We start from the raw sequence: 24,223 nt of genomic DNA on the forward strand, positions 1-24,223 counted from the left end.
CAACATGGAAGCTCGGGCAATTCTTCGTTATGCCCGCATTAGTCCTCGTAAGGTGTCCATCGTTATGGATCTGATCCGTAACAAGCCCTTGGACGAAGCGCTGGCAATCCTGCAGTACACCCCGAAGGCCGCTTGTGAGCCCCTTCTGAAGCTGGTGAAGTCTGCAGCCGCAAATGCGGAAAACAACTTCAATATGGACAAGAACAACCTCTACGTCGCCGAGTGCTACGTCTGCCCCGGCCCGACGCTGAAGCGCATGATGCCTCGTGCACAGGGCCGCGGCTACCGCATCCTGAAGCGCACCAGCCACATGACCGTTGTTCTGAAAGAGAAACAGTAAGGAGGGAAAACAATGGGCCAGAAAGTAAATCCGCACGGCATTCGTGTCGGCGTTATTAAAGACTGGGACAGCCGCTGGTTTGCCTCCAAGAAGGATTTCAGCGACAACCTCGTCGAGGATCACAAGATCCGCACTGAGCTGAAGGCTCAGCTGAAGGACGCTGGCGTCCCCAAGATCGAGATCGAGCGCACTGTGGATCCTTCCACTTCCGCTCCCCGCGTCACCGTTAACATCTACTGCGCTAAGCCCGGCATGGTCATCGGCAAGGGCGGCGAAGAGCGCGTTGCTCTGCAGAACAAGCTGACCAAAGAGTATGGCAAGACCGTTATCGTCAATGTCATCGAGGTCAAGAGCGCTTCCACCAACGCTCAGCTGGTTGCAGAGGATATCGCTCGTCAGCTGGAGAACCGCGTGACCTTCCGCCGTGCGATGAAGCAGTGCATGCGCAACGCCATGAGCCCCCGCGATCGTTCTACCGTTCCCGCAAAGGGCATCAAGGCAATGTGCTCCGGCCGTCTGGGCGGCGCTGATATCGCTCGTACCGAGAGCTATCATGAGGGCACCATCCCCCTGCAGACTCTGCGTGCTGACATTGACTACGGCTTTGCAGAGGCTGCCACCACCTACGGCCGCATCGGCGTTAAGGTGTGGGTCTACAAGGGCGAGGTCCTGAAGAGCGCTAAGACCGCTCAGAAGAAGGAAGGAGGCAACAAGTAATGTTACTGCCTAAGCGTGTTAAGTACCGCCGCGTCCAGCGCGGCCGCATGACCGGCAAGGCTACCCGCGGCAACGTGGTGTGCCAGGGCCAGTACGGCCTTGTTGCTCTGGAGCCGGCATGGATCTCTTCCACTCAGATCGAGGCTGCCCGTGTTGCGATGACTCGTTACATCAAGCGTGGCGGCAAGGTCTGGATCAAGATCTTCCCCGATAAGCCCGTTACCGAGAAGCCCGCTGAGACCCGAATGGGTTCCGGTAAAGGCTCTCCCGAATACTGGGTCGCTGTTGTGAAGCCCGGCCGCGTTCTGTTCGAGCTGGCAGATGTCGATGAGGCAACTGCTCGCGAGGCTCTGCGTCTGGCAATGCACAAGCTGCCCATCAAGTGCAAATTTGTGGTCCGTGAGGACTCCGTGAAGGAGGATGGCACCAATGAAGGCTAATGAACTCCGCGAGATGCAGACCGCAGAGCTGACCAGCAAGCTGGCAGATCTGAAGGCTGAGCTGTTTAACCTGCGCTTCCAGCATGCCATCAACCAGCTGGAGAACCCCGGCCGCATCGAAGCAGTCAAGAAGGACATCGCCCGTGTGATGACCGTTCTGGCTGAGAAGCAGTAAGGAGGTTAAACGATGGAAGAACGTAATCTGAGAAAGACCCGCGTCGGCGTTGTCGTGTCCGACAAGATGGATAAGACCATCGTGGTTGCCGTTAAGGATAGCGTGCAGCACCCCCTGTACAAGAAGATCCTGAAGCGTACCGCCAAGTTCAAGGCTCGTGACGAGAAGAACGAATGCGGCATCGGTGACCGTGTTGAGATCATGGAGTGCCGCCCCCTGAGCAAGGATGTGCGCTGGCGCCTGGTCCGTATCGTTGAGAAGGCAAAGTAATCTTTGCCCGCTGCTTTGAACAGTTTGAAAGGAGATATCTGAAATGGTTCAGATGCAAACTTATCTCAAAGTTGCCGACAACACCGGTGCCAAGGAGCTGATGTGCTTCCGCGTGCTGGGCGGCACCCGCAAGAGATACGCAAACATTGGTGACGTCGTGGTCTGCTCTGTCAAGAAGGCAGCCCCCGGCGGCTCCGTTAAGAAGGGCGACGTCGTCAAGGCTGTCATCGTGCGCAGCAAGCATGGCGTCCGCCGCGACGACGGTTCCTACATCCGTTTCGATGAGAACGCCGCCGTTATCGTTATGGCCGACAAGAGCCCCAAGGGTACCCGTATCTTTGGACCCGTTGCTCGCGAGCTGCGTGATGCCGGCTACACCAAGATCCTGAGCCTGGCTCCGGAATCGCTGTAAGGAGGTTTTAAAAATGAATAATCTTCATGTTAAAACCGGCGACAACGTTATGATCATCAGCGGCAAGGACAAGGGCCACACTGGTAAGGTCCTGCAGGTCAGCCCCTCTGAGAACAAGGTCATCGTTGAGGGCCAGAACATGGTTACCAAGCACGTCAAGCCCCGCCGTCAGGGCGAGCAGGGCGGTATCGTCAAGGCTGAGGGTGCTATGTACGCATCCAAGGTCATGCCCATCTGCCCCAAGTGCGGCAAGGCCGTGCGTGTGGGCCACGTCGAGAAGGACGGTAAGATGGTCCGCGTCTGCAAGAAGTGCGGCGCTGAGCTGTAAGAAAGGAGTATGGAACAATGGCTCGTTTGAAAGAACAGTATGTCAATGAAATTGCTCCTGCTCTGAACTCCAAGTTCGGTTACAAGAGCGTTATGCAGATCCCCAAGCTGGACAAGGTCGTCATCAATGTTGCCTGCGGCGAAGCGAAGGACAACGAGAAGATCCTTGAGGCAGTCATGAAGGATCTGGGCCAGATCACTGGCCAGAAGGCAGTCGTCTGCCGTGCCAAGAAGAGCGTTGCAAACTTCAAGCTGCGTCAGGGCACTCCCATCGGCTGCAAGGTCACCCTGCGTGGTGAGCGTATGTACGAGTTTGTCGATCGTTTCTTCAACGTCGCTCTGCCCCGTGTCCGCGACTTCCGCGGCATCAACGGCAACGGCTTTGACGGCCGCGGCAACTTCGCATGCGGCATCAAGGAGCAGATCATCTTCCCGGAGATCGACTTCGATAAGGTCGATGCAGTCCGCGGCATGGATGTCTGCTTCGTTACCACCGCTAAGACCGACGAAGAGGGCAAGGAGCTGCTGAAGGCTCTGGGCGCTCCGTTCGCTACCGAGAATAACTAAGGAGGAGATTGATACAATGGCTAAACTGTCTATGAAGCTGAAGCAGTCTCGTCCTGCTAAGTTCTCTACCCGTGCATACACCCGCTGCCGCATCTGCGGCCGCCCCCACTCCGTGCTGCGCAAGTACGGCGTGTGCCGTGTGTGCTTCCGTGAGCTGGCCTACAAGGGCGAGATTCCCGGTGTCAAGAAGGCTTCTTGGTAATTGACCCAGCAGCCGGATAAATGGTCGGATATCCGCTCCGGGGCAAAGATGTTTCGGAGCGGTATCATTATAAAACAAATGAGAGCTAATCTTAGGAGGTTAGTGGCAAATGCAGATTACTGATCCTATCGCGGACCTGCTGACTCGCATCCGCAACGCAAGCACTGCCAAACACCCTTCTGTGGAGATCCCCGCATCGAACATGAAGAAGGCTATCTGCCAGATTCTGGTTGACGAGGGCTACATCAAGGGCATGCAGATCAAGAACGATACCGTTCAGGGCACCATCGTTGTCACCCTGAAGTATCAGGCAAACGGCGAGTCCGTTATCGCCGGCCTGCGCCGTGTGTCCAAGCCCGGCCTGCGCATCTACACCAACTGCGAGGATATGCCGAAGGTCATGAAGGGCCTCGGTACCGCAATCATTTCCACTTCCAAGGGCATCATGACCGATAAGGCTGCTCGTGCTGCGCACGTTGGCGGCGAGGTCCTCGCCTTTGTGTGGTAAGAAAGGGGTAAAAGACAATGTCGAGAATTGGAAGAAAACCCATCGTCATTCCTGCCGGCGTCACTGTCACTGTCGATGAGGCAGCACACACCGTCGCCGTCAAGGGCCCCAAGGGCAGCCTGAATTCCAACTATCATCCCCTCATGACCGTCAAGGTCGAGGGCAATGAGGTTTTGGTTACCCGCCCCAATGACGAGCCCGAAGCACGCGGCCTGCATGGCCTGACCCGCACCAACATCGCCAACATGGTGAACGGTGTCGTCAACGGCTATGAGAAGAAGCTGGAGATCGTCGGTGTTGGTCTGCGCTGCCAGAAGCAGGGCTCCAACCTCGTGATGAATCTGGGCTTCTCTCATCAGGTGAACATCCCCGATACCGAGGATTGCACCATCGTTTGGCAGGATCCCAACCACTTCACTGTTACCGGTATTGACAAGCAGAAGGTCGGCCAGTACGCCGCCGAGATCCGCGCCAAGAAGCCGCCTGAGCCTTACAAGGGCAAGGGCATCCGCTACGAGGGCGAGGTTGTCAAGCACAAAGAAGGCAAAGCCGGCAAGGGCAAGAAATAAGGTAAGGAGTGAAAGACAATGGTTAAGCAGATCGACAAGAACGAAGCTCGTCTTCGTCGTCATCGCCGTGTTCGCAACAAGATCAGCGGCACCGCAGCACGTCCTCGCCTGGATGTTTTCCGCTCCGCCAAGCACATTTACGCTCAGATCATCGATGATGAGCAGGGCGTGACTCTGGTGTCGGCTTCCACCATGGACAAGGACTTCAACGGTTTCGGCGGCAACGTCGAGGCCGCTGCTGAGATCGGCAAGAAGGTCGCAGCAAAGGCTCTGGAAAAGGGCATCACCGAGGTCGTTTTCGACCGTGGCGGTTACGTTTATCATGGCCGTGTTAAGGCCCTGGCTGATGGCGCCCGTGAGGGCGGCCTGAAGCTGTAATGAGAGGAGGAAACACATTATGGCTATGAGAAACCGTGAAGACGACGGCATGATCACCAAGGTTGTCTCCATCAACCGCGTTTCCAAGACGGTCAAGGGCGGCCGCATCATGAAGTTTGCTGCTCTGGTCGTTGTGGGCGACGGCAAGGGCACCATCGGTTACGGCATCGGCAAGTCCGGCGAAGTGCCTGAGGCAATCCGCAAGGGCGAAGCTGCTGCAAAGAAGAACATGCACAAGGTTGCCATGAAGGGCACCACCATCCCCCACGAGATCGTCGGCAAGTACGGCGCAGGCGCTGTTCTGCTCAAGCCGGCTGCACCCGGTACCGGCATGATCGCCGGCGGCCCTGTGCGTGCCGTCATTGAGGCTGCTGGCATCAAGGACGTCCGTGCGAAGTCTATGCGCTCCAACAACCCCATCAACGTTGTTTCTGCTACCTTCGCAGGTCTGTGCGGCTTGGTCAGCGCGGAGTCCGTCGCTGAGAAGCGCGGCAAGACCGTGAAAGAAATTCTGGGTTAAGGAGGTAACACACCATGGCAGAGAAGATGCTCAAAATCGAGCTGAAGAAGAGCCTGATCGGCCGCGGCGCGAAGCAGATCGCTACCGCCGAGGCTCTGGGCCTGAAGAAGCCGGGCGACGTTACCGTTCAGCCTGACAATGCCGCTACGCAGGGCAAGATCGCTAAGATCGGCTTCCTGCTCAGCGTCACCGAAGCCTAATAGCAGGGGGTATACGCATAATGAAACTTCATGAATTGCACGCGATTCCCGGCGCAAACAAGGCTGTGACCCGTAAGGGCCGCGGCATTGGCTCCGGTAATGGCAAGACTGCCGGTTTCGGCAGCAAGGGCCAGAAGGCCCGTTCCGGCGTGAAGCACGCTGGTTTCGAAGGCGGCCAGATGCCTCTGGCACGTCGTCTGCCGAAGGTTGGCTTTAACAACATCTTTGCTACCCAGTACGCCATCGTTAACGTGGCAGATCTGGAAGCAGCTTTTGAGGCCGGTGCTGTTGTTGACACTGAGGCTCTGAAGGCTAAGGGTCTGGTCAAGAAGACTCTGGACGGCGTTAAGGTGCTTGGCAACGGCGAGCTGACCAAGGCTCTGACCGTCAAGGCCGCAGCCTATTCCGCTTCTGCCAAAGAGAAAATCGAGAAGGCAGGCGGAAAGGCTGAGGTGATGTAAGGTGTTTCAGACATTCCGTAACGCATGGAAGATTCCTGAACTGAGAAATCGTCTCCTGTTCACGCTGGCGATCCTCGTGGTGTATCGTCTGGGCTGCGCCATCCCCGTTCCGTTCATCACCGGCTCTGCACTGAGCCAGATGTTCTCGAACGGCAATATGCTCTCGTATCTCGATATGATGAGCGGCGGCGCGTTGTCCCGGTGCACACTCTTCGCGTTAGGTGTGACACCTTATATCAACGCCTCCATCATTGTGCAGCTGCTCACCGTTGCGATCCCTTCGCTGGAAAACATCGCGAAGGAGCCGGACGGCCAGAGCAAGCTGCAGCAGATCACCCGGTACGCCGGCGGCGTCATCGCTCTGGTGATGAGCCTCGGCTACTACTTCGTGGTCCGCAATATGGGTGCATTGAAGTACACGAACGGCGCGGCCGGTATCTTTACCGCCGTGGTCATCATCGCCGCCTTCACCGCCGGTGCTCAGTTGATCACTTGGTGTGGTGAGCAGATCGATGACAAGGGAATCGGCAACGGTATCTCCCTTCTGATCTTCTCCTCGATCGTTTCCAACTGGTCCAGCATCTACACCACGGTCACGGGTCTGCTGACCCGCGCCGCGGCCGGTGAGGCCAAGTTCTACATTCTGCTGCCCCTGCTGGTCGTGCTGGCACTGGTCGTGATCGTGTTCATCATCATCATGACGAATGCTGAGCGCCGCATCACCATCCAGTATGCAAAGCGCGTGGTGGGCCGCAAGCAGATGGGCGGGCAGAACAGCTATCTGCCGCTGAAGCTGAACATGAGCGGCGTCATGCCCATCATCTTCGCTTCCGCTCTGGTTTCGATCCCCGGCACGATCGGCAGCTTCCTGCAGATCGATCAGGCAGCACATCCGTTCTGGTATGCGTTCTTCCATACCTTCAATTATACGTCTGCGCTGTACGTGGTCATCTACCTGCTGCTGATTCTGGCCTTCAACTACTTCTATGTGGCCATCCAGTACAACCCCGTGGAAATCGCCAACAATCTGCGCCGCAACAACGGCTCGATCCCCGGCTTCCGTCCCGGCAAGCCGACCAGCGATTTCCTGACCCGCACCCTGAACAAGATCACCCTCATCGGCGCGATCTTCCTCGCTGCGGTGGCTGTACTGCCGATCATCCTCGGCAACCTGACCGGTATGAGCATCCAGCTGGGCGGTACCAGCCTGCTGATCGTTGTCGGTGTGGCACTTGATACCACCCGCAGCCTCGACAGCTTTATGACGATGCGCAACCATAAGGGCTTCCTCGGCTGATCTAAAATTAAAGCACTGATGTGAGAAAGCACTGGAAAGGAGAGCACGCTCGGACTTTTCAGTGCTTTTTTGCTTTGGTGGGCCGTTAGCTGGTTCAAACAAAAATACACTGTCCTCTTGTAAAAGGAAAGGAGCAACCCTATGAATCTGATTCTGTTGGGCGCACCCGGCGCCGGTAAGGGCACGCAGGCGGAGATCATCTGCGCAAAGCTGAACATTCCTTCCATCAGCACCGGCAACATCCTGCGCGCTGCCGTCAAGGAAGGCACTGAGATGGGCAAGAAGGCCAAGAGCTTCATGGACGCCGGCGCGCTGGTGCCCGATGAGGTCATCATCGGCATCCTGAAGGACCGCCTGTCCGAGGCAGACTGCGCAAACGGCTTCATCCTCGACGGTGTGCCCCGTACCATTGCTCAGGCAGAGGCCATCGAGACCATGGGCATCCGCATCGACAAGGTGCTGGAGCTGCAGGTCGAGGACAAGGTGATCGTGGAACGCATGGGCGGCCGCCGCGTCTGCGAGAAGTGCGGCGCAAGCTACCACGTCCTCAACAAGAAGAGCAAGGTCGAGGGCGTGTGCGACTGCTGCGGCGGCAAGCTGGTCATCCGCAAGGACGACCAGCCCGAAACCGTGCTGGACCGCCTGAAGGCATACCACGAGCAGACCGAGCCGCTGGTGGAGTTCTACCGTACCCGCGGAAAACTGGCTGCCATCCCGTTCTGCCCCTCCATCGAAGAGACGACGGCTGAGATCATGAAGGCTTTGGAGGCGTAAGCATGATTCAGATCAAGAATGCGAAAGAACTGGACGGAATGCGTCGGGCCAACGCCCTGAGCGCAGCTGCCCTGAAGTACGGCGGCGAGCACATCGAAGCTGGCATGACCACTTGGGAGCTGGATAAGCTGATCTATGACTTCATCGTGAAGCACGGCGGCATCCCGAACTTCAAGGGCCTGTACGGTTTTCCGGGAACGGCCTGCATCAGCCTGAATGATACCATCATCCACGGCATCCCGTCGCATGACATCGTGATCCGTCCGGGCGACATCGTGAGCATCGACACCGGTGCCAAGGTGGACGGCTTCAATGGCGACAACGCCTGCACCTATGGGGTGGGCAAGATCGACCTCGAAGCCCAGCGTCTGCTGGACGTGACCAAGGCGGCTCTGTACAAGGGCATCGAACAGGCCAAGGCGGGCAACCGCATCGGTGATATCGGCTACGCTGTGCAGAGCTACTGCGAGGATGCCGGTTTCTCCGTCGTCCGCGAGTTCGTGGGCCACGGCACCGGCCGCGAGCTGCACGAGGACCCCGAAGTGCCCAATTACGGCCATCAGGGCCGCGGCCCGCGTCTCGTGCCCGGCATGACCATCGCCATCGAGCCGATGATCTGCCAGTACGACTGCAAGATCACCCAGTCCAAGGACGGCTGGACCGTCAAGACCAAGGACGGCGGTCTGGCTGCGCACTTCGAGCACTCCAATGCGATCCTGAAGGATCACACCGAGATCATGACCCGCTTCTGGGACGACCCGGATTTTGACCCGGAGACCTTCAGCCTGAAGTAAGCGGAAACCCTTTGAGACCTCCCTTCGGGGAGGTCTTTTTGGCTTCCAGACCTGTAATTTGTGCAATTCCGACAAGTTTTGGTGAAAAAGTTTCATCCTACCGGTGGAGACGCCCGAAACCCGGAGCGAAAAACAGCCGCTTTTGATTTTGAAGAAATTTTTATCGGAAATACGGAAAAAAGAACTTGCAAAATAGATGCAAAAGGTGTATAATCTATAAATGGCCGTGGCAGCCAGATGCTTTCTCGGTGGACAGGGATTTTCTGCCCACTTTGCGGATTTTGTGCCGCAGGAGAAGAAGTATGTGGCGGTTATCGCCGCCTGTCCGTCAATTCATGGCAAACTGAGCAGATCCAATGAGGAGGCAAATAGCTTGTCTAAAGAAGACGTCATCGAAATCGAAGGCATTGTGCGTGAAGCCATGCCCAACGCCATCTTTAAGGTGGAAATGTTGAGCGAGGATAAGAACACCGGGAAGCTCACTCCCAGCGGCCACATCCTCTTAGCGCACATCTCCGGCAAGCTCCGGACCAATTTCATCCGTATCCTGCCCGGGGACAAGGTCACCGTAGAAATGTCGCCCTACGATTTATCGAAGGGCCGCATCACTTGGCGCTCCAAATAAGCGTCAAGGCATCATTCAAAAGGAGGTTCAACATCATGAAGGTCAAGCCTTCCGTGAAACCCATCTGCGAAAAGTGCAAGGTCATCCGCCGCAAAGGCCGCGTGATGGTCATCTGCCAGAACCCCAAGCATAAGCAGCGCCAGGGCTAATTCGGGCGCCTGAGGGTCAAGTGCGTAGAGTCCCGGCGCAGACCCTGACACTGACATGGGATGATTTTTGGAGGAAACTACTATGGCACGTATTGCCGGCGTTGACCTGCCCCGCGAGAAGCGCGTTCAGGTGGGTCTCACCTACGTTTACGGTATCGGTCAGACCACTGCCAACAAGATCTTGGAGGCAACTGGCATCAACCCCGATACCCGCGTCAAGGACCTGACTCTGGAAGAAGAGGCTAAGATCCGTGACTACATCGATCAGGCTAACATCATCGTTGAGGGCGACCTGCGCCGCAACGTTGCTCTGGACATCAAGCGTCTGGTCGAGATCCAGTCCTTCCGTGGCACCCGCCATCGCAAGAATCTGCCCTGCCGTGGCCAGCGCACCAAGACCAATGCACGTACCTGCAAGGGCCCGAAGCGCACGGTCGCTAACAAGAAGAAGTAAGGAGGATTTGAGAAATGGCAAGTGCAAATAATGCCAAGAAGGGCGCAAATGTCCGCATGAAGCGGAAAGAGCGCAAGAATATTGCTGCTGGTCAGGCTCATATCCAGTCTACCTTCAACAATACTGTCGTTACCATCACCGACCTGCAGGGTAATGCAGTGTCTTGGTGCTCCTCCGGCTCCCTGAACTTCCGCGGCAGCCGCAAGAGCACCCCGTTCGCAGCCCAGTCTGCTGCTGAGACCGCAGCCAAGGTTGCTATCGAGCATGGCATGAAGACCGTTGAGGTCTACGTCAAGGGCCCCGGCGCTGGCCGTGAGTCCGCTATCCGTGCGCTTCAGGCTACCGGTCTGGAAGTCACCCTGATCAAGGACGTGACTCCCATCCCCCACAACGGCTGCCGCCCCCCGAAGCGCCGTCGTGTCTGATCGAAGGAGGAAATTGAATTATGGCAAAGAATACGCAGCCTATCGCAAAGCGTTGCAAGGCCTTGGGCATTTCTCCCGCGGTCATGGGCTATGCAAAGAAGAATACCACCCGCAACTCCAATGGCAACATGCGCAAGAAGCAGTCTGAGTACGCATCTCAGCTGAAGGAGAAGCAGAAGGTCAAGTTTATCTACGGCGTTCTGGAGAAGCAGTTCCACAATGCTTACCTGCGTGCTGAGGCTCGCCCCGGTAAGACCGGTGAGAACCTGCTGCAGATCATGGAGTGCCGTCTGGACAACGTCGTGTTCCGTCTGGGCTTCGCTCAGACCCGCCGCGACGCTCGCCAGCTGGTGAGCCACGCTCACTTCACCGTCAACGGCAAGAAGGTCAACATTCCTTCTTATCAGATCAAGGCCGGTGACGTGATCGAAGTCCGTGAGTCCAGCCGTTCTTCTGCTAAGTTTGCTAAGCTGACTGGCCCTGAGGCTCCCGTTGTGGCACTGCCCTCTTGGCTGGATCGCGAGGCTGGCACCCTGAAGGGCGTTGTCACCAAGCTCCCTGAGCGCAGCGACATCGACTACGAAGTTGCAGAGCACCTCATCGTCGAGCTGTACTCCAAGTAATCCATTAAGAAGGCCGGACCTCCTTTCTGGATGGTTCGCTTTCGCATTCTTTTCTTTGAAAGAATTTAATAATGGGCCGGCACTTCACGCCGGTTTGACAAGGAGGGCATAGATATGATGGAGATTGAACGTCCCAAAATCGAAACGGCAAGCCTGTCCCCGGACGGCCGCTACGGCAGATTCGTCGCGGAGCCTCTGGAACGTGGCTTTGGCATCACACTGGGCAACAGCCTGCGTCGTGTGCTTCTTTCCTCTCTGCCCGGTGTCGCCGTGACCAGCGTCAAGATCGACGGCGTGGTTCACGAGTTCTCCACCATTGAGGGCGTCAAGGAAGACGTTACCGAAATTGTCCTGAACCTGAAGGGTATCGCTGCAAAGCTGTACACCGATGGTCCGAAGACAGTGCGTGTTGAGGCAGTTGGCCCCTGTGAGGTCACCGCCGACAACATCAAGCAGGGCGACGACATTGAGATCCTGAACCCTGAATGGCACATCGCAACCTTGGGCGAGGGCGGCAAGCTCGTCATGGAGCTCACCTTCGATAAAGGCCGCGGTTATGTGCCCGCAGAGCGCAACAAGCAGGCCATCGTCGAGAAGAACGATATCAATACGCTTCCCGTCGATAGCATTTACACCCCTGTGCTCAAGGTGAATTACAACGTTGAGAGCACCCGTGTTGGCCAAGCGATCGATTACGACAAGCTGACCATTGAGGTTTGGACCGATGGCACGATCAACGCGCAGGAAGCCGTTTCTCTGGCTGCCCGCGTCCTGACCGAGCACCTGAACCTGTTCGTCAACCTGTCCGACGAGGCAGCTGGCACCGAGATCATGGTGGAGAAGACCAACGACGATAAAGAGAAGGCTCTGGAGATGACCATCGAAGAGCTGGATCTGAGCGTCCGTTCCTTTAACTGCCTGAAGCGTGCCGGTATCAACACGGTCGAGGATCTGGTCAGCAAGAGCGAGGACGAAATGATGAAGGTTCGCAACCTCGGCCGCAAGAGCCTTGAGGAAGTCATGGCAAAGCTGGACTCTCTCGGCTTCAAGCTGAACACAGACGATGAATAACTAAAATAATTAAGGAGTGAAACGGGATGCCCGGTACCAGAAAGCTCGGTAGAACCAGCGACAGCCGCAACGCTATGATGCGCGCTATGGTTACCTACCTGTTGGAGAATGGCAAGATTGAGACCACTGTCACTCGCGCTAAGGACGTTCGTTCCATGGCCGAGAAGATGATCAGCCTTGGCAAGGCAAGCGACCTGCACACCAAGCGTCAGGTTTATGCCTACATCACCAAGGAAGATGTTGCAAAGAAGCTGTTTGATGAGATCAGCCCCAAGTACGCTGACCGCAACGGCGGCTACACCCGCATCATCAAGATCGGCGCTCGCCGCGGCGACGCTGCTGAGATGGCAGTTCTGGAGCTCGTCTGATCGACTCTGACTGTAAAAACAGTGTAACAAAACGCTCTTTCCCTTTGGGAGAGGGCGTTTTTTGTTGCCCATGGGCGCAATTCGTGATATACTTAATTCTGTGTAACCAAGCTGATTTTCCACCGGAAGGAGGGACGACGGTTGAAAAGACGACACTTCCTGCTGCTGGCGGCGTGCTGCCTTGCGGGGCTGCTGCCGGGATGCAGTTTTCCGATGACGGAGAACATGCAGGTGGAAGAGCTTCTCCGGGCGCCCCGGCTTTCGGGCGATTACGGGGCTTTGCAGAACGCCCTGAACGACTGGCTGGGCGAGAGCGCCCAGCTCAAGTACCCCATGCAGGGCGACCTGCTTTCGCCGTTCCTGTTACAGGACCTCGACGGCGACGGGGAGCAGGATGCGGCGGTTCTTTATACCACCGCCCAGTCCTCCAACGTCTGCATCGCCTTTTTGCAGCGGGACGAGGAGAACCGGTGGAAGGTGTGCCAGAGCATCGAGGGCCTTGCGGACACGGTGGACAATGTTCGGCTGGCCCAATTGCAGGACGGCAGCTCCATGCAGATGGTGGTGGGTTACCTCGCCGCACAAGGGGACAGTTATCTGGCCGTTTACTCCTACGAAAACGGGCAGGTCAGCGCGATTCTGGAGCAGTCCTATGAGCAGTATCTGGTGGAGGACATCACCGGCGGCGGCAATCAGGACCTGATCCTGATGTCCACGCTGGAGGACGGCGGGGTGCAGATCGAGCTGCTGACCGTGGACCGGGATGGCAGCTTCCAACAGGTCGCGGTCATGGGCCTTTCGGCGGATAAATTCTCCGGCTGCGCCTCGGTGGCGGCGGGCCTTGGGGCCGACGGCAAACACTATCTGGTGCTGGACGGCTGGACCGGTATCTCCGGCAACAATCTGGCCACGGTGCTGCTTCGGTTCGACGAGGAGAGCCAGCAGATGATCCCCGCCGACCAGATCAGTACGAGCGAACTGTACAGCGCTTCGCTGCGGAACGTGCCGAACCTCGTCAGCCGGGACTTGGACGGCGACGGCACGGTGGAGATCCCCACCCAGCCGGACGAGGCGGGTCTGCTGAACATGAGCCAGAGCCGCCGGATGGATTTCATCGTCTGGATGGACTACACCAGCCCGACGCCGGAAAAGAGCTTCGGCTTGCTGGACGAGGAAACCAACTGCTACATCGAGCTGCCCGCCGAGTGGGAGGGGAACCTGCTGCTCACTGACAGCACCGAGATCGACGCCGCCGTGGAGCTGCGCACCGTGGACGAGAACGAGTTGGTGCTCACCCTGCGGCTGGTGTCGGCCAGCGCCAGCGCGGCGGGCTGGACCCGCCTCGGCGTGGTGGCGTCCCGCCAGATGCAGGCAAAACTGGGGGAGGGGGCCGTCATCACGGACCAGACCTATCGGCTGTCCCGGTCACTGTATCGATTGAATTAGCCCTCTCAGGCATAAAAAATTTTAACGGAGGTACCCATGGTCAAAGTACTTGTTGTGGAGGACGAAGCCAGCATCCGCGAGATGATCGCGCTGAACCTGCGCTTGGCCGGCATGGAGGCCGTGGAGGCCGACAGCGCCGAGGCCGCCCTCCCGCTGCTGGAACAGAAGCCCGGCTGCGATGCGGCCATTCTGGATGTGATGCTGCCGGGGATGAACGGCTTTTCGCTCTGCGAGACCATCCGCCGCACCGACCAGAAGATCGGCATCATCATCCTGAGCGCAAAGGGGCAGGAGCAGGACAAGATCCGCGGCTTGTCCATCGGCGCGGACGACTATATGACAAAACCCTTCAGCGTCAGCGAGCTGCTGGCCCGCGTGGAGGCCCTCTGCCGCCGCGTGAGCCGTTCGGCGGGCGGGGAGAGCGGCGCGGCCCACAGCCCTGCCGCCCTCGTCAGCGGCGACTTTGTGCTGGACGAGAACCGCCGCGTCCTGCTCAAGGCGGGCAAGCCCATTGAGCTGACGCAGGTGGAGTTTCAGATCATGGAACTTTTCTTCCACAATCCCGGCGTCGCGCTGGTGCGTGAAAAGATCCTGAAGGGTGTCTGGGGCGAGAACTACTTCGGCGATGTGAAGATCGTGGATGTGAACATCCGCCGGCTGCGGATGAAGATAGAGGATGAACCCAGCCACCCCACCCACATCATGACGGTGTGGGGCTACGGCTACCGGTGGGAAGAATGAGGAGCGGCATCACCCGGCGGTGGCTCTGCGGCAGTCTGCTGATGACGGTGCTGCTGGTGCTCTTGGTGGAGGGGATGTTCCTGTACAGCTGCACCCGCAGCTATTACAACAGCGTCCAGCAGACCATGTACCGCCGCTTTTCCTCCATCAGCGGCCAGCTGAAAATGTACACCGGCGACACGGCCCAGAAAGCTTCTGCCAGCCGGAGCGTGGCTCTGCGCCGGATGGTGGAGCAGTTTTCCGATAAGGACAAATACGAGTTCATGCTGCTGGACAGCTACGGCAGCGTCATTGCCTCCTCCAGTGGCACCGACGCCGAGGGCATCCTGACCAGTGCTGACTTCGAACAGGCGCAGGAGACCGGCGACGGCATGGGGGTGGCCATCTACCACACCGACAGCAGCGAAATGGTCATGGCGGTCTGCTGCCTTGTGCCCTATGCGGCCGAGGATGTGGCCGCCATGCGGCTGGTCACCAGCCTGACACTGGTGCAGAACCAGTTGAAAAATGTCTTCCTCATCAGCATCGTGGTGGTCATCACCATCTTGGGCTTTACGGTGGCGTCCGGCCTGTATTTCGTGCGGAGCATCGTGGTGCCGCTGGGGCAGGTGGAGCGCACCGCCGCCAGTATCGCGCGGGGTGAGCTGGACGTCCGTCTGCCCGTGACCGGCGACGCCCGCGACGAGGTAGACCGGCTGCGCGGCACCATCAACCGGATGGCCGAGGGGCTGGAAGAGACCGAAAAGATGAAGAATGAATTCATCAGCTCGGTCTCCCATGAGCTGCGCACGCCGCTGACCTCCATCCGGGGCTGGGTGGAGACCCTGCGCACCCTCGACGACCCGGAGGACGAAAACTACCGCAAGGGGCTGGAGATCATCAACAACGAGACGGCCCGCCTCTACAACATGGTGGAGGAGCTGCTGGACTTCAGCCGCTTGCAGAACGGGCGGCTCAAGATGAGCTGCCACCCTCTCGACCTCGTGGCCGAGCTGACCGACGCGGTCCTCTTCTGCGAAGCCCGCATCCAGCGGGAGGGGCTGCTGCTCTCTTACAGCGAGCCGGAGGAGATGATCCCCGTCTATGCTGACCCGAATCGTCTGCGGCAGGTGTTCATCAATATTCTGGACAACGCCATCAAGTATTCGGCTCCCGGCGGGCGGATCACCGTCAAGATCTGGCAGGGCGAGTACAAGGCCTTCATCGAGATCATCGACCAAGGCCGGGGCATCCCGCCCGAAGACCTCGAAAACGTGAAGACCAAGTTCTACAAGGGCAGCAACTCGGTGCGGGGCAGCGGCATCGGTCTGGCGCTGGTGGATTCCATCATGACGGCGTTGGACGGCACCCTTGACCTCAAGAGCACCCTTGGCCGCGGCACTGTGGTCACGCTGGGGCTGCCTATTTATAAGCGCTAAGAAGATTTAGACACAATTCTGCGGTACAATAAAGGCTGTAAAAAATCACCCGCCCGGTACTCCGCGTGCGGGGACAGGAGAACCCAATGAATCAACCGAAGCAAGAACGTTTCAAAACCAGTGTGGGCGGTCAGGCCCTGATGGAAGGAATCATGATGCGCGGCCCGGAGAAGATCTGCTGCGCGGTGCGCAAGCCGGACGGCACCATCGAGACCAAGATCGAGCCTACCCCCAAGCATGGCATCTGGACCAAGATTCCCCTCGTGCGGGGTGCTATCTCAATGGTGGAAAGTCTCATCATGGGCTACCGGTACATGATGTACTCCGCACAGGTGAGCATGGGCGACGACTACGACCCCGAAGAGGAGGAGACCGCCTTTGAAAAATGGGTGGGAGACCACCTCGGCAAAAAGGCGGAGGACGTGCTGCTGGGGGCGGCTGCCCTCATCGGCGGCCTGTTCGCGATCCTGCTCTTCACGGTGCTGCCCACGGTTCTGGTGGGCGGTGTGAACCATCTGGTGCCGCTGGGCCGCTGGAGCAAGGTCATTCTGGAAGCGCTGCTCAAGGTCGCCATTTTCCTGAGCTACATGGCCGCCATCTCGAAGATGAAGGAGATCCACCGCGTCTTCGAGTACCACGGTGCCGAGCACAAGACCATTGCCTGTTACGAGGCGGGGGACGAGCTGACCGTGGAGAATGTCCGCAAATATACCCGGTTCCACCCCCGCTGCGGCACCAGCTTTTTGATCTTGGTGGTCATCGTCAGCGTGTTTTTGTACAGCGTCCTGCCGTGGTCCAGCACCGGGCTGCGGGTGGTGTTCAAGCTGCTGCTGCTCCCGGTGGTCATGGGCATCAGCTATGAGCTGCTGAAGTGGTGCGGCCGGTCGGACAACATCGCCACCCGGATCATCCGCCAGCCCGGCATCTGGGTGCAGCACCTGACCGTTTTTGAGCCGGACGACAGCATGATCGAAGTCGCCATTGCGGCGGTGACCCCCGTTCTGCCCGAAAAACCGGAGGATGGCAAATGGTAACGGAAGGCACCCTGCCCCGCGACGCACTGCGGCAGGTGGAACAGCGGCTGACAGCTGCGGGCTGCCCCGACGCCGATTTCGACGCGGCAGAGCTGCTGCGGCTGGTCCTCGGCGTGGACGTCCGGCTGGCCTTTGCCCCGCTGACGGCGGAACAGGCCGCCCGGCTGGAAGAGCTGACGGCCCGGCGGGCAGACCGGGAGCCGCTGCAATACCTCTGCGGGAGCTGGCCCTTCCTCGACTTTGAACTGGCCGTCGGCCCCGGTGTGCTCTGCCCGCGGGCGGACACCGAGGTGGTGGCCGAAACGGCAGCCGGGCTGCTGAAGGAGGTCCCCCACCCGAAGGTGCTGGACCTCTGCGCCGGAACAGGCTGCCTCGGCCTCGGCGTCAAGCGGTTCTGCCCCGATGCCGCTGTCACGAGCCTTGAAAAAAGCCCGGATGCGCTGGTCTACCTGAAGCGGAACGCCCGCCTTCCCGGCGGGCTGGAGATCACGCCGGTGGAGGGAGATCTGTTCACTTACTGGCAGACCCTGCCGGAGGGGCAGCTGGACCTCATCGTGTCGAACCCGCCCTACCTGACCGCCGCCGAGATGGCTCAGCTCCAGCCCGAAGTGGCCAAGGAACCCGCCATGGCGCTGGCAGCAGGGGAGGACGGCCTTGCATTTTACCGCACCATCGCGGAAGACTACCAACAAGCCCTCCGCCCCGGCGGTGCCCTCGCTTTGGAGATCGGCTGGCAGCAGCGGGAAGCTGTCACCGCCCTGCTGGCAGAAAACGGCTGGGTGGACATTGCCTGTCAAAAAGACTACGGCGGGAATGATAGAGCTGTGACTGCCCGCAGAAGCTGCAAGTAACAGCGGAACGCGGCATAAAAATAATTGAAAAATAGAACAACTTCCTGTTGTAATGTTCTGAATTTGTGATATACTATTAGGGAAAGAATCAGAATTGACCCGCGCCAAGGCCGGACAGGCTGCGCCGGGATGGACAGCAAAGGAGAAGACTATGGCAGCAAAGAATCAGAACACGGTGGTTTCGGCCACCCAGAAGATCGAGCCCGGCGCAAAAAAAGATGCGCTGGCGACCGCGCTGGCCCAGATCGAAAAGCAGTTCGGCAAGGGCGCCGTCATGAAGCTGGGCGACAACACCGCCATGCAGGTGGACGCCATCTCCACCGGCAGCTTGGGTCTGGATATGGCGCTGGGCGTGGGCGGCGTGCCCCGCGGCCGCATCATCGAGGTGTACGGCCCGGAATCCAGCGGTAAGACCACGCTGGCGCTGCACATTCTGGCCGAAGCCCAGAAGCAGGGCGGCGAAGTTGCTTTCATCGACGTCGAGCACGCGCTGGACCCCGTCTATGCCGAGGCGCTGGGCGTGGACATCAACAACCTCCTCGTCAGCCAGCCGGACACCGGCGAACAGGCCATGGAGATCTGTGAGGCGCTGGTGCGCTCCGGTGCCATCGACGCCATCGTGGTGGACTCGGTGGCCGCTATGGTCCCCCGCGCCGAGATCGAGGGCGAGATGGGCGACAGCCATGTGGGCTTGCAGGCCCGCCTGATGAGTCAGGCCATGCGCAAGCTCACCAGCGTCATCGGCAAGACCAATACGGTCTGCGTCTTCATCAACCAGCTGCGTGAGAAGGTCGGCGTCGTCTACGGCAACCCCGAAGTCACCACCGGCGGCCGCGCACTGAAGTATTATTCCTCCGTCCGGATCGACATCCGCCGCGTGGAGGGCCTGAAGGACTCCTCCGGCCAATTCATCGGCAACCACACCCGCGCCAAGATCGTCAAGAACAAGGTGGCGCCTCCGTTCCGTGAGGCCGAATTCGACATCATGTTCGGCGAGGGCATTTCCAAGATGAGCGAGCTCATCGACCTCGGCGTGAAGCTGGGCATTGTGCAGAAGAGCGGCGCATGGTTCAACTACGGCGATATCCGTCTGGGTCAGGGCCGCGACAACGCCAAACAGTTCCTGCGCGATAACCCGGAGCTGGCCAACGACATCGAGGGCCAGATCCGCGCCAACGCCGACAAGCTCTATGCCAGCCGCCGCACCGCCAAGGCTGCTGCCCCTGCCGCCGAAGCATCCGGCGAAAAGGCCCCGGCCAAGGAGCCGGTGGTCAAGGCTCCCACCCGCAGCAGCGAGAGCGAGCTGGACATCATGGTGGAAGAGTAAATGGCCTTTACGCACAACCGCCGCCCGCTGGCGGAGGAGGAAAAATCCACCGACGCCGCCAAGGCCCGCGCCCGCGCGATGGAGCTTCTGGCGGGGCAGGAACTGTCCTCCGGCATCCTGTACGAGCGGCTGAACCGCCGCTTCACCGAGCAGACCTCGGCGGCGGTGGTGGCCGAGATGGTGGAGCGGGAGTACGTCAACGACGAGCGCTACGCCGAGGCCCGCGCCCACGGGCTGCTGGCGGCGAAAAAGAGCCGCCGCGCCGCCGCGCAGAATCTGCGGCAGAAGGGCCTGAGCACCCAGCAGATCGAACAGGCGCTGGAAGTGGTCTACACTCCGGAGGAAGGCGGTGAGGACCCGGAGCTGGAAGCCGCCGCCGCGCTGGTGGAGGGCCGCTACCGCAAAAAGCTGGAAGCGGGCCGCCGCGACCTTGTGGTGGCCGCCCTGATGCGGCGCGGGTTCGCGTATGCGGTGATCAAAGAAGCCATCAAAAGAGTGGAAGAAGAATAGAAAGAGAGTATATCCCCTTTATGAAAATTGCATGTATTTCCCTTGGATGCCCGAAGAATCAGGTCGATCTGGACGGCATGGTCCACATCCTGCTGTCCGCCGGCCACGAGACGGTGGCGGAGCTGGGCGAAGCCGATGTCATCCTCGTCAACACCTGCGGCTTCATCGAGAGCGCCAAGACCGAGGCCATCGAGAACATCCTTGAGGCGTGCTCCTACAAGCAGCAGAACCCGAACCTGAAGGTCGTGGTTACCGGGTGCTTGGCCGAGCGCTACCGCAGCCAGATCGAGGAGGAGATCCCCGAAGTGGACGCCGTGGTGGGCTGCGCCTCCAACAAGGCCATCGACTCCATCGTGGCCCGGCTCTTCAACGGTGAGGAGCACCTCGAAAGCTACGGCCTGAAGAAAGATTTCCCGCTGGGCGGCAAGCGCGTCATCGGCACGCCCGCCCACTATGCGTACTTAAAGATCGCCGAGGGCTGCAACAACCGCTGCCACTACTGCGCCATCCCCGCCATCCGCGGCCCGCTGCGCAGCCGTGACATGGCCGACTGTGTGGCCGAGGCCCGCTGGCTGGCCGGTGAGGGCGTCAAGGAGCTCATCATCGTGGCGCAGGACCCCACCGCCTACGGCGAGGACTGGGGCAAGCCGGGCAGCATCTGCGAGCTGCTGGACAAGCTGAACAAGGTGCAGGGCATCGAGTGGATCCGCATCATGTACGCTTACCCGGAGCGGATCACCGATGAGTTCATCGCGGCGATGCAGCGGAACGAGAAGGTCGTGCCTTACCTCGACCTGCCCATCCAGCACTGCAACGACACCATCCTCAAGAACATGAACCGCCGCTCCAACCGCGCCGAGCTGCTGGACGTTATCGGCAGGCTCCGCCGTCAGATCCCCGGCATCACCCTGCGCACCACCCTGATCGCGGGCTTCCCCGGCGAGACCGAGGAGCAGTTCGAGGATCTGTGCAACTTCGTCAAGGAGGTCCAGTTCGACCGTTTGGGCTGCTTTGCCTACTCGGCGGAAGAGAACACCGTGGCCGCCAAGATGGACGGCCAGATCGAGCAGGAGGTCAAGGATAAGCGCACCGAGCTGGTGATGCAGATCCAGACCGGCATCATGGCCCAGAAACAGGCGGCCAAGGTCGGCCAGACCGTCCGGGTCATCTGCGACGGCATCGATGACGAGAGCGGCCTGTACCTCTGCCGCACGGCGGGCGACGCGCCGGAAGTGGACGGCAACGTCTGCGTTTCCAGCGAGGAGCCGCTCTACCCCGGCGAGTTCTATGACATTCTGGTGGACGACAGCGACCTTTACGATCTGTATGGTACGGTTGCAAAATAACAAACAGGAGGATATTTTGTATGAATCTGCCCAATAAGCTGACTCTGAGCCGCATGATTCTGGTGCCGGTCTTCATGATCTTTGCCTCTATGACCCAGCTCGGCACCGACAACTTCAACGCTTCGTGGTATCTGGCCGCGGGCATCGTCTTCGCCATCGCCAGCTTTACCGACTATCTGGACGGTCATCTGGCCCGCAAGTGGCACATGGTCACCGATTTCGGCAAGTTTGCTGACCCCTTGGCCGACAAGCTGCTGACGACGGTCGCCTTCATCTACATGATGCGGGACGGTGTGTGCAGCCCGGTGGTGCTCTGCATCATTCTGGCCCGCGAGTTCGCGGTGTCCGGTCTGCGGATGGTGGCCGCCGGTGCCAAGGACGGCAAGGTGATCGCCGCAAACATGTGGGGCAAGGTGAAGACCGTGCTCCAGATGCTGACCATCATCTTCTACTTCTTCGGCGTCTCGCTGACCTATGGCCACACCATGATCGGCAATCTGGACGTCTGGCTGATCTCCCACTGGCTGTGCTGGCTGGTGGCCGCGGCTACCGCCATTTCCGGCATCAAGTATCTGTGGGATAACCGTAGCTTTATCAATACCGCAAAGTAAGCCCTCTCAGTCATTGCTTCGCAATGCCAGCTGTCCACCCTCTGTCGCATACGCGGCATCTCCCTCCGACCGGAGAGAGTCTTTCCCAAAGGGGGAGCTTTTTGCGGTAATTTGATTACAAATTGGAGAAACATGAAACAACATTCGCTTTTGGACAAGCTGCGCCGGGTGCTTTCCATCCTGCTGAACTTGGCTGTCGTGTACATGGAGCCCACCGCCATCCGAATGAGCTGGGAGGCTGTGGGTGACCAGACCCTGACCTTCTATACCGAGAACTCCAACATTTTTTCGGCGGGGGTCTGTCTGTTGGTGGCGGTGTGTCAGGTGTGGGCGTTGATCTCCGGGCGGGAGCTGCCCCGGTGGGTCAAGCGGCTGAAATTTCTGGCTGCGTGCTGCCTGACCATGACCTTCCTGACCGTGGTCTTCGTGCTGGCCCCCTACTACCCCAACGAGGGCGGCGTCCGCTTCCTGCTGACCGAGAGTTCCATGCTCTACCACCACCTGCTCAACCCGCTGTGCGTCTTCGTCTCCTTCGTTTTCTTGGAGCGGGAACCGCGGCTGAGTGCCCGGAACATCCCGCTGGCACTGGTGCCGACGGCGGTGTACGGAGCCATTGCGCTCTGGGCCAACTACCAGCGGCTCTGGACCGGGCCGTATCCCTTCCTGCTGGTCTATGAGCAGACCACCCGGCAGACCGTGCTGTGGAGCGTGGGCATCCTGCTGATGAATCTGTTCTATGCGTGGCTCGTCTGGCTGGCGGGCGGAAATCGCCGATAAACTGCAACAAAAAGGCCCTGTTTTCTGACGGTGGATGCCGCCGGGAAACAGGGCCTTTTTTGTGTGAAGCAGGGGGAGACGAATCAGTTTTCTTTCTTGTATTCCGCCTTCATTGCAGCATAGCCGATGAGCACGGTCCACACATAGGCGCAGGTCTTGGGGATCATCAGCAGACCGATGACCGGGATCACATCGCCCCACAGCACCACCGGGATATAGAAGCCAAAGCTCAGCACGATGGTGAGCCACATCCAGCGGAATGCGGTATCGTGGTTCTCTTTGGCGCTGCGGTAGAACAGCACGATGACCAGCAGACCCAGCAGCGCGAAGGGGAGGTTGCGGTAGATGCCCCAAGACAGGGGAGAATGGTTGGTGAGCCACTGGTTCTGGGGCATCATGCAGAGGATCACACGGGCAGCCGACAGAGTGTAGACGGCCAAGGTCACGGCCTTCTGGCCGTGGATGTGGTAGCGCTGACGCCAGACGTAGTACAGCAGCACATAGAACACCGTCATGGTGACCGAGGTGATCCACTTGCCCAGACCCAGCTGGAAGGCATAGCTGTCAAGACCGGTGGTGCACAGAGCCAGTGCGCGGGGCACCAGATGGAAAGAGTCACCGGCACCCAGCACCACAGCCATCCAGCCAAACAGCTGGAACTGGGCGGAGCCTTTGCTGTTCCGGATCATGCGGATGCCCACGGAAAGGACGGTGAGCAGATAAAAAATGTCAAAAAGCGTTTCAAAGATCGCACGCATCGTAAAAATCTCCTTTGTTGTGTGAAATGGGTGGAATGGGGGAATGCAGCGGGGTCCTGCCTGAGGGTCCGGAACATCACCTCCTTGATTGAACAATGTTCACTTTGACGGATAAAAAATCCCCACGCATCCGTGGGAAGTTTTTTAATAGAGGGTTCGTCGGACGATCTCCAGCACCATGGACGGGTCGAAATCCTGCTGCACCAGTGCGGACAGCATCTGGGAGAACAGGACCCCGGCAAACCGTTCGGCGGTGAACTGGTCATTGAAGGCATCCGGCCGGACGTTGGGGTCCTGCTGCAGGACGAGATGCAGCTGCCGCAGGATGTGCTGCCACGCCTGCTGCATCTGCTGTTTTCCATCTGCCGTGCCTTGGTGCATAAAGCCAAGGGAGTGGTGCGTGAAAAAGCCGGGATACTGGGCGCAGCCGTATTCCAACTGCCGGTACATCCAGCGGACACAGGCCAGCGTGTCCCGGAAGACGGCTTCGTCCTCCGGGCGGTGGAAGATATCGTTCCAGATGCTTTCCACCGTGGCGCTCACCAGCTCGGTCTTGGAGCCAAAATAGTTGTAGATGCAGCCCACCGACACACCGCAGGCCGCAGCCACGGCGCGGATGTTGACCGCAGCCCATCCATTTTGCTGGATGAGGGTACGACTGGCTTTTAAGATATCCTCTTTGGAGGTTGCGGTAAGATTCATGTGATCACCTCAAAATGAACTGCGTTCATTATAGAC

At 59.0% G+C, this 24,223-nt stretch carries 37 protein-coding genes; 35 read left to right on the forward strand and 2 right to left on the reverse strand.

Features of this window, described 5'->3' with window-relative positions; genetic code table 11:
* Positions 1–4 precede the first annotated feature (4 nt).
* The 35 genes from rplV to C4N23_RS09295 all read left to right on the forward strand — a co-directional run bounded on the left by rplV (position 5) and on the right by C4N23_RS09295 (position 22,727).
* Positions 5–340, forward strand: coding sequence for a 50S ribosomal protein L22 (gene rplV / locus C4N23_RS09125; protein WP_055190686.1), 336 nt, complete (start codon positions 5–7; stop codon positions 338–340).
* 12 nt (positions 341–352) lie between these two features.
* Positions 353–1,057 (forward strand): 30S ribosomal protein S3, encoded by a 705-nt coding sequence (gene rpsC, locus C4N23_RS09130; RefSeq protein WP_005934914.1) that lies wholly within the window; start codon positions 353–355, stop codon positions 1,055–1,057.
* Positions 1,057–1,497 (forward strand): 50S ribosomal protein L16, encoded by a 441-nt coding sequence (gene rplP / locus C4N23_RS09135; RefSeq protein WP_005938020.1) that lies wholly within the window; start codon positions 1,057–1,059, stop codon positions 1,495–1,497. The genes rpsC and rplP overlap by 1 nt, the downstream gene beginning before the upstream one ends.
* Complete coding sequence (gene rpmC / locus C4N23_RS09140) at positions 1,487–1,672, forward strand: 50S ribosomal protein L29 (protein WP_005921879.1); 186 nt, start codon at positions 1,487–1,489, stop codon at positions 1,670–1,672. The genes rplP and rpmC overlap by 11 nt, the downstream gene beginning before the upstream one ends.
* 12 nt (positions 1,673–1,684) lie before the next feature.
* The gene (rpsQ, locus tag C4N23_RS09145; protein WP_055190687.1) at positions 1,685–1,942 is read left to right on the forward strand and encodes a 30S ribosomal protein S17; all 258 of its coding nucleotides are present in this window, start codon (positions 1,685–1,687) and stop codon (positions 1,940–1,942) included.
* A 43-nt stretch (positions 1,943–1,985) separates the two neighbouring features.
* Entirely contained in the window at positions 1,986–2,354 is a 369-nt protein-coding gene (rplN, locus tag C4N23_RS09150; RefSeq protein ID WP_005938014.1) for a 50S ribosomal protein L14, read from the forward strand.
* A gap of 13 nt (positions 2,355–2,367) precedes the next feature.
* The gene (gene rplX, locus C4N23_RS09155; protein WP_005934911.1) at positions 2,368–2,682 is read left to right on the forward strand and encodes a 50S ribosomal protein L24; all 315 of its coding nucleotides are present in this window, start codon (positions 2,368–2,370) and stop codon (positions 2,680–2,682) included.
* 17 nt (positions 2,683–2,699) lie between these two features.
* Complete coding sequence (rplE, locus tag C4N23_RS09160; RefSeq protein ID WP_005934909.1) at positions 2,700–3,248, forward strand: 50S ribosomal protein L5; 549 nt, start codon at positions 2,700–2,702, stop codon at positions 3,246–3,248.
* Between the two features lie 16 nt (positions 3,249–3,264).
* Positions 3,265–3,450, forward strand: a complete 186-nt coding sequence (locus tag C4N23_RS09165) for a type Z 30S ribosomal protein S14 (RefSeq protein ID WP_005921866.1) — start codon at positions 3,265–3,267, stop codon at positions 3,448–3,450.
* Between the two features lie 109 nt (positions 3,451–3,559).
* A complete protein-coding gene (rpsH, locus tag C4N23_RS09170; RefSeq protein WP_055190689.1) occupies positions 3,560–3,958 on the forward strand; it encodes a 30S ribosomal protein S8 in 399 nt (132 codons plus the stop codon).
* Between the two features lie 17 nt (positions 3,959–3,975).
* The gene (rplF, locus tag C4N23_RS09175) at positions 3,976–4,527 is read left to right on the forward strand and encodes a 50S ribosomal protein L6 (RefSeq protein WP_055190691.1); all 552 of its coding nucleotides are present in this window, start codon (positions 3,976–3,978) and stop codon (positions 4,525–4,527) included.
* 18 nt (positions 4,528–4,545) lie between these two features.
* Entirely contained in the window at positions 4,546–4,905 is a 360-nt protein-coding gene (rplR, locus tag C4N23_RS09180) for a 50S ribosomal protein L18 (RefSeq protein ID WP_005934906.1), read from the forward strand.
* 19 nt (positions 4,906–4,924) lie between these two features.
* Positions 4,925–5,425, forward strand: a complete 501-nt coding sequence (rpsE, locus tag C4N23_RS09185; protein WP_097839894.1) for a 30S ribosomal protein S5 — start codon at positions 4,925–4,927, stop codon at positions 5,423–5,425.
* A gap of 14 nt (positions 5,426–5,439) precedes the next feature.
* Positions 5,440–5,625: a 50S ribosomal protein L30 gene (gene rpmD / locus C4N23_RS09190; RefSeq protein ID WP_055190696.1), complete on the forward strand. Its 186-nt coding sequence runs from the start codon at positions 5,440–5,442 to the stop codon at positions 5,623–5,625.
* Positions 5,626–5,645: 20 nt separating this feature from the next.
* Complete coding sequence (gene rplO / locus C4N23_RS09195; protein ID WP_055190698.1) at positions 5,646–6,086, forward strand: 50S ribosomal protein L15; 441 nt, start codon at positions 5,646–5,648, stop codon at positions 6,084–6,086.
* 1 nt (position 6,087) lies between these two features.
* Entirely contained in the window at positions 6,088–7,383 is a 1,296-nt protein-coding gene (gene secY, locus C4N23_RS09200; protein WP_055190700.1) for a preprotein translocase subunit SecY, read from the forward strand.
* A gap of 141 nt (positions 7,384–7,524) precedes the next feature.
* Complete coding sequence (locus C4N23_RS09205) at positions 7,525–8,157, forward strand: adenylate kinase (protein WP_055190702.1); 633 nt, start codon at positions 7,525–7,527, stop codon at positions 8,155–8,157.
* A 2-nt stretch (positions 8,158–8,159) separates the two neighbouring features.
* Entirely contained in the window at positions 8,160–8,951 is a 792-nt protein-coding gene (map, locus tag C4N23_RS09210; RefSeq protein WP_055190704.1) for a type I methionyl aminopeptidase, read from the forward strand.
* 373 nt (positions 8,952–9,324) lie between these two features.
* A complete protein-coding gene (gene infA, locus C4N23_RS09215; protein WP_005937979.1) occupies positions 9,325–9,576 on the forward strand; it encodes a translation initiation factor IF-1 in 252 nt (83 codons plus the stop codon).
* Between the two features lie 35 nt (positions 9,577–9,611).
* Positions 9,612–9,725, forward strand: coding sequence for a 50S ribosomal protein L36 (gene rpmJ, locus C4N23_RS09220; protein ID WP_005921832.1), 114 nt, complete (start codon positions 9,612–9,614; stop codon positions 9,723–9,725).
* Between the two features lie 82 nt (positions 9,726–9,807).
* Complete coding sequence (rpsM, locus tag C4N23_RS09225) at positions 9,808–10,179, forward strand: 30S ribosomal protein S13 (RefSeq protein ID WP_005937976.1); 372 nt, start codon at positions 9,808–9,810, stop codon at positions 10,177–10,179.
* Positions 10,180–10,193: 14 nt separating this feature from the next.
* Positions 10,194–10,604: a 30S ribosomal protein S11 gene (gene rpsK / locus C4N23_RS09230; RefSeq protein WP_005934894.1), complete on the forward strand. Its 411-nt coding sequence runs from the start codon at positions 10,194–10,196 to the stop codon at positions 10,602–10,604.
* 20 nt (positions 10,605–10,624) lie between these two features.
* Positions 10,625–11,227, forward strand: coding sequence for a 30S ribosomal protein S4 (gene rpsD, locus C4N23_RS09235; protein WP_055190706.1), 603 nt, complete (start codon positions 10,625–10,627; stop codon positions 11,225–11,227).
* 114 nt (positions 11,228–11,341) lie between these two features.
* Positions 11,342–12,298: a DNA-directed RNA polymerase subunit alpha gene (locus tag C4N23_RS09240; protein WP_035394747.1), complete on the forward strand. Its 957-nt coding sequence runs from the start codon at positions 11,342–11,344 to the stop codon at positions 12,296–12,298.
* A gap of 26 nt (positions 12,299–12,324) precedes the next feature.
* Positions 12,325–12,666 carry a 50S ribosomal protein L17 gene (gene rplQ, locus C4N23_RS09245; protein ID WP_005921819.1) on the forward strand — a complete coding sequence of 114 codons (342 nt, stop codon included), beginning with the start codon at positions 12,325–12,327 and terminating at the stop codon, positions 12,664–12,666.
* A gap of 141 nt (positions 12,667–12,807) precedes the next feature.
* Positions 12,808–14,112 (forward strand): hypothetical protein, encoded by a 1,305-nt coding sequence (locus tag C4N23_RS09250; protein WP_242852822.1) that lies wholly within the window; start codon positions 12,808–12,810, stop codon positions 14,110–14,112.
* 36 nt (positions 14,113–14,148) lie between these two features.
* Positions 14,149–14,853 carry a response regulator transcription factor gene (locus C4N23_RS09255; protein WP_055190708.1) on the forward strand — a complete coding sequence of 235 codons (705 nt, stop codon included), beginning with the start codon at positions 14,149–14,151 and terminating at the stop codon, positions 14,851–14,853.
* Entirely contained in the window at positions 14,850–16,271 is a 1,422-nt protein-coding gene (locus C4N23_RS09260) for a sensor histidine kinase (protein ID WP_112145557.1), read from the forward strand. The genes C4N23_RS09255 and C4N23_RS09260 overlap by 4 nt, the downstream gene beginning before the upstream one ends.
* An 86-nt stretch (positions 16,272–16,357) precedes the next feature.
* On the forward strand, positions 16,358–17,305 hold the full coding sequence (locus C4N23_RS09265) for a DUF1385 domain-containing protein (protein WP_055190712.1): 948 nt from the start codon (positions 16,358–16,360) through the stop codon (positions 17,303–17,305).
* Complete coding sequence (gene prmC, locus C4N23_RS09270; protein WP_055190714.1) at positions 17,299–18,156, forward strand: peptide chain release factor N(5)-glutamine methyltransferase; 858 nt, start codon at positions 17,299–17,301, stop codon at positions 18,154–18,156. Before C4N23_RS09265 ends, prmC begins: the two co-directional genes overlap by 7 nt.
* Positions 18,157–18,307: 151 nt before the next feature.
* Complete coding sequence (recA, locus tag C4N23_RS09275) at positions 18,308–19,483, forward strand: recombinase RecA (protein ID WP_112145559.1); 1,176 nt, start codon at positions 18,308–18,310, stop codon at positions 19,481–19,483.
* Positions 19,484–19,993 (forward strand): regulatory protein RecX, encoded by a 510-nt coding sequence (locus C4N23_RS09280; RefSeq protein ID WP_112145561.1) that lies wholly within the window; start codon positions 19,484–19,486, stop codon positions 19,991–19,993.
* A gap of 20 nt (positions 19,994–20,013) precedes the next feature.
* Positions 20,014–21,339 (forward strand): 30S ribosomal protein S12 methylthiotransferase RimO, encoded by a 1,326-nt coding sequence (gene rimO, locus C4N23_RS09285; RefSeq protein WP_112145563.1) that lies wholly within the window; start codon positions 20,014–20,016, stop codon positions 21,337–21,339.
* Between the two features lie 20 nt (positions 21,340–21,359).
* Positions 21,360–21,950 (forward strand): CDP-diacylglycerol--glycerol-3-phosphate 3-phosphatidyltransferase, encoded by a 591-nt coding sequence (gene pgsA / locus C4N23_RS09290; RefSeq protein ID WP_112145565.1) that lies wholly within the window; start codon positions 21,360–21,362, stop codon positions 21,948–21,950.
* A 132-nt stretch (positions 21,951–22,082) separates the two neighbouring features.
* Entirely contained in the window at positions 22,083–22,727 is a 645-nt protein-coding gene (locus C4N23_RS09295) for a hypothetical protein (RefSeq protein WP_097839898.1), read from the forward strand.
* An 83-nt stretch (positions 22,728–22,810) separates the two neighbouring features.
* Here the strand turns inward: C4N23_RS09295 and C4N23_RS09300 are convergent, their stop codons facing one another.
* Entirely contained in the window at positions 22,811–23,485 is a 675-nt protein-coding gene (locus tag C4N23_RS09300; protein ID WP_112145567.1) for a hypothetical protein, read from the reverse strand.
* A gap of 144 nt (positions 23,486–23,629) precedes the next feature.
* Entirely contained in the window at positions 23,630–24,187 is a 558-nt protein-coding gene (locus C4N23_RS09305) for a TetR/AcrR family transcriptional regulator (protein ID WP_055190725.1), read from the reverse strand.
* Between the last annotated feature and the right edge of the window lie 36 nt (positions 24,188–24,223).

It is taken from the genome of Faecalibacterium hattorii, from assembly GCF_003287455.1.
GTDB lineage: Bacteria > Bacillota > Clostridia > Oscillospirales > Ruminococcaceae > Faecalibacterium > Faecalibacterium hattorii.